Genomic DNA, 3,996 nt, shown 5'->3' with positions numbered 1-3,996 from the left:
GTCATCTTGCAACTTGTTTGTCGCTTGTTCTTGATGACGATATTTATGATATCACAATTATAAATGCCTTTTCATTTAGTCTAATCTATTTAACATAATTAAATTAATATTTCTTTAAATTACGTCTTTTTTCTCCATTTTTCTTTTATAGATACACTTGGTTCAGTTTTACTATGATTAGTATGTCTTTTTTGTATTTTAAATCGAAATTTATCTTAATCTTATTTATTATGGTTACATTTTGACTTCTTAGTTATCATATTTTCATTCATAATATAAGATTATCTAAAATATATTTGTAAATATAAATTACTAGAGAACTTACTTTGAAAAGTAAGTTCTCTAGTAATTAAATCTCTTTTTATATTTATAAATTTTCTCTCTTTTCAAAAATGCTTTATTGTGCAAAATTAAATATAATTCCAATAATAGCTGATAGAGCTATATAAAAAATTGGTGACTTTTTAAACTTGTTTATTAAAAAGTATAAAATTATAGCTAATATTAAAGCTTTAAAAGAAACTATGTCAAAAATATTATGCGTTTTATCATATTTATCTAAAGTCAATATTGATATCTTAACTATCTCAAATCCAGCAGCAAAAAGAAGTCCTGTTGATGCTGGACGTAACCCATAAAAGCAATCCGCAACAATTTTATTTTCTTTAAATTTGCTTAATACTCTTGCTACAAGTAGAATTATAATAATTGAAGGAACAACAATACCTATAGTTGCAACAATTCCTCCTATAATACCATCAGTTGCATAACCAACATAAGTTGCCATGTTAATTCCCATTGCTCCTGGTACTGATTGAGATATAGCAACCATATTTGCAAGATCAGTATGAGTAAACCAATGTGTTCTATCTGAAATATCATAAAGAAATGGAATAGTAGCTGCTCCTCCACCTACTGCAAAAAGGCCAACCTTAAAAAATTCAAAAAACAATCTAACTATTAGCATTTTTTCTACCTCCAAGTCCCTTAAGTACAATACCAGCTATTCCTGCTATTATTATAAATAGAACAGGAGATATATTTGTAAATATAGAAAAACCAGCTACAAATATAAAAATCATCAATGTCTTAACATCAATAACTGATGTCTTCACTAGTTTTATTGCTGTATTTAAAATTAGTACAGATACACATACACGAATACCTGCAAAGGCATTTTTAACTATTGGAAGATCAGAAAAATTCCCAATAAAAGTAGCAATTATTGTTATTAATATTAAGGATGGTGTTACAAATCCAAGAGTTGCAAATATTCCTCCTAAATTACCTTTTCTTTTATGTCCTATAAATGTAGCAGTATTTACTGCAATTACCCCTGGAGTACATTGTCCAATTGCATAATAATCCATGAGTTCTTCATTGGTAATCCATTTTCTTTTTTCGATTATTTCTTTTTGTAGTATTGGAAATAAAGCATATCCACCACCAAAATTCATAAATCCTAGTTTTACAAAAAGAAGATATAATTCAATTAATTCTTTCATATATAAGAACTCCTTTCTATTGACTAATTATTTAAAATCTATAATATTTACAAAAAAAATTTTTTATATTAAAGTTTACTTAATATAAAAAGTAAAGCGAGGTCTTATCATGGATATAAAACATCTTAAATATTTTATTGCTATTGCTGAGGAAGGAAATATAACTTCTGCTGCGAAAAGACTACATATTTCACAGCCTCCTTTAAGCATGCAATTAAAACTTCTTGAAGAAGAATTAGGTACAAAGCTTATTGAAAGAGGATCTCGTAGCATAACTTTAACTGATTCAGGCAAACTTCTATATAAACATGCTTGTAATATAGTATCTTTAACTAATACAGCCATAAAAGATTTAAGGGATTTTGATAATGGTGTCAAAGGAACTTTAAGACTTGGAACCATATCATCATCTGGTACTGAACTCTTATCTCATAGAATGAAAGATTTTCACCAAGCAAATCCTAATATAAAATTTGAAGTCCATGAAGGAACAACATTTGAAATGCTTGATATGCTTGAAAACAACATTATTGAGATAGCATTAGTTAGAACCCCATTTAAATCTAAAAATATAGTCTCTTACTTTTTAAAATCAGAACCAATGGTTGCTGTTGCTAAAAAAGAATACTTTATTGGTATAGATAAAGATGTAATTTCTATTTCCTCTTTAGATAATAAACCTTTAATTTTCTATAGACGTTTTGAATCTTTAATAACATCAATCTTTGAAAAAAATAATATTAATTTAAATTGTTTTTGTAAAAATGATGATGCTAGAACTACATTGCTATGGGCTAAAGCGGGACTTGGAATAGCACTTATTCCAAAATCAGCATCAAAAATGATTGAAATTCCTAATCTTCAATTAAAAGTATTAGATGAGCCCAATTTATGTACAAGTCTCGGAGTAATCCATAGAAAAAGTACTCCACTTTCAAAAGCTGCCGAAAGTTTTATAAAATTATTTATCAATAATAATAATATATAACCTTAGTGTTTTAAATAGCTTACTTATATAATATACCATTTTATATCCTTTACAAAAAAATATATAAAAAATATGTTTATAATATATTTTTTATATATTAAGTAAAAATAATTCTTATAATATAAGCAAAAAAATAGCATAGAAAGATTTCTGTAATATTCAAAATTAATGTTAATCTAACTTATATTTAATCTGATTATTTAGTCTTATTAATTAATAATTTTGTTAACTATTCTGTAAAAAAAATATATAATATAATTAATTTTTCAAATAAAAAAAGGAGTGGTTAAATTGAAAAAGTTGCTTATACCAATTTTGATTATTATAAGTTTTTCAGTAATATTTTTAGGTTGTACTAATTCCTCCTCTAACTCATCTGTAGAAATAATCAATAATAATCAAGCAAATTCTAATAATAACAATAATTCTAATAATACTGAAAAATCCAACGCTAATAACAATTCATCACATAATAATAATAATATTTCCGAAAATAATAATAATAAAGTAAATTCAGATACAGAAAAATTATTAAAAAATATAAAAGACAAAGCTGCAAAGGGCCAAGTTATTGATTCTAACTTTACTTTAGGCGATTCAATATATACTGTAACTTCTAAGTTAGGAGAACCTTCCAGTGAGGATTATGTTGCTGAAGCTAAAGGAACCTATTTTAATTTTGATTCCTATAACTTATCCTTTGGATGTAATAAAGGAGATCAAATCTTTGAAATCAGATCTTTAGATAAGAATTTAAATAACTTAGACTTAAATGATGTAGAAAAACTTTTCGGAAAACCTGACTACGATGTAACCACTAAATCAAAAGAAAAAATTATTGGATATAAGATAACAAAGGATTTTAAAATACTGTTTGTTTTTAATACTAGTACATATAAGTTAAAACATTACTCTGTTCTATATCCAGGTATAACTCAAAACTCTATGGCTGGAGATAGCGGAAGAGAATGGTAAATCAATATAATTATCTTTAAATATAAAAAGAGTTACAGAATTTCTGTAACTCTTTTTTGGTGCACCTAGCAAGATTCGAACTCGCGACCTGTGGATTCGAAGTCCAACGCTCTATCCAGCTGAGCTATAGATGCTTATATTTAAATAAAAAAAAGATAACCGAAATGGTTATCTTTTGAATGGAGCGGGTACCGGGAATCGAACCCGGGTATCCAGCTTGGAAGGCTGGTGTTCTACCATTGAACTACACCCGCATATGGAGCGGAAGACGAGACTCGAACTCGCAACTTTCACCTTGGCAAGGTGACACTCTACCATTGAGTCACTCCCGCATGAATGCTTGTTTAAATTTAATTGGTGCAGATGAAGGGAGTCGAACCCCCACGCCGTAGGCGCTAGATCCTAAGTCTAGTGCGTCTGCCAATTCCGCCACATCTGCAAATTAAATTTGGTGATCTGCCAGGGAATCGAACCCTGGACACCGTGATTAAAAGTCACGTGCTCTACCGACTGAGCTAGCAAATCAAG

At 28.2% G+C, this 3,996-nt stretch carries 4 protein-coding genes and 5 tRNA genes; 2 read left to right on the top strand and 7 right to left on the bottom strand.

Annotated elements, in window-relative coordinates; translation table 11 throughout:
- Positions 1-397: 397 nt before the first annotated feature.
- Positions 398-967 carry a chromate transporter gene (locus OIF33_RS17020; RefSeq protein ID WP_322505426.1) on the bottom strand — a complete coding sequence of 190 codons (570 nt, stop codon included), beginning with the start codon at positions 965-967 and terminating at the stop codon, positions 398-400.
- Complete coding sequence (locus OIF33_RS17015) at positions 954-1,505, bottom strand: chromate transporter (RefSeq protein WP_322505425.1); 552 nt, start codon at positions 1,503-1,505, stop codon at positions 954-956. Before OIF33_RS17015 ends, OIF33_RS17020 begins: the two co-directional genes overlap by 14 nt.
- Positions 1,506-1,614: 109 nt before the next feature.
- Here OIF33_RS17015 and OIF33_RS17010 point away from each other — a divergent pair, with 109 nt between their 5' ends.
- Positions 1,615-2,493: a LysR family transcriptional regulator gene (locus tag OIF33_RS17010; protein ID WP_322505424.1), complete on the top strand. Its 879-nt coding sequence runs from the start codon at positions 1,615-1,617 to the stop codon at positions 2,491-2,493.
- Positions 2,494-2,784: 291 nt separating this feature from the next.
- A complete protein-coding gene (locus tag OIF33_RS17005; RefSeq protein WP_322505423.1) occupies positions 2,785-3,468 on the top strand; it encodes a YjgB family protein in 684 nt (227 codons plus the stop codon).
- Between the two features lie 57 nt (positions 3,469-3,525).
- On the opposite strand, the gene OIF33_RS17000 is transcribed toward OIF33_RS17005, so the two are convergent.
- The 5 genes from OIF33_RS17000 to OIF33_RS16980 all read right to left on the bottom strand — a co-directional run bounded on the left by OIF33_RS17000 (position 3,526) and on the right by OIF33_RS16980 (position 3,993).
- Positions 3,526-3,602, bottom strand: a tRNA-Arg gene (locus OIF33_RS17000).
- Between the two features lie 46 nt (positions 3,603-3,648).
- Positions 3,649-3,722 (bottom strand) — tRNA-Gly (locus OIF33_RS16995).
- Between the two features lie 3 nt (positions 3,723-3,725).
- A tRNA-Gly gene (locus OIF33_RS16990) sits at positions 3,726-3,800 on the bottom strand.
- A 23-nt stretch (positions 3,801-3,823) separates the two neighbouring features.
- A tRNA-Leu gene (locus OIF33_RS16985) sits at positions 3,824-3,907 on the bottom strand.
- A 10-nt stretch (positions 3,908-3,917) separates the two neighbouring features.
- A tRNA-Lys gene (locus OIF33_RS16980) sits at positions 3,918-3,993 on the bottom strand.
- Positions 3,994-3,996: the final 3 nt, after the last annotated feature.

This window comes from Clostridium sp. LIBA-8841 (assembly GCF_034439435.1).
Taxonomy (GTDB): Bacteria; Bacillota; Clostridia; order Clostridiales; family Clostridiaceae; genus Sarcina.
The sequence above is the reverse complement of the archived record's forward strand: the minus strand, read 5'-3'. Positions and strand labels throughout refer to the sequence as shown.

What these genes read in the sequence shown, in the direction of transcription:
- OIF33_RS17020 (WP_322505426.1), bottom strand. Translation starts at nt 967, where the DNA reads ATGCTAATAGTTAGATTGTTTTTTGAATTTTTTAAGGTTGGCCTTTTT.
- OIF33_RS17015 (WP_322505425.1), bottom strand. Translation starts at nt 1,505, where the DNA reads ATGAAAGAATTAATTGAATTATATCTTCTTTTTGTAAAACTAGGATTT.
- OIF33_RS17010 (WP_322505424.1), top strand. Translation starts at nt 1,615, where the DNA reads ATGGATATAAAACATCTTAAATATTTTATTGCTATTGCTGAGGAAGGA.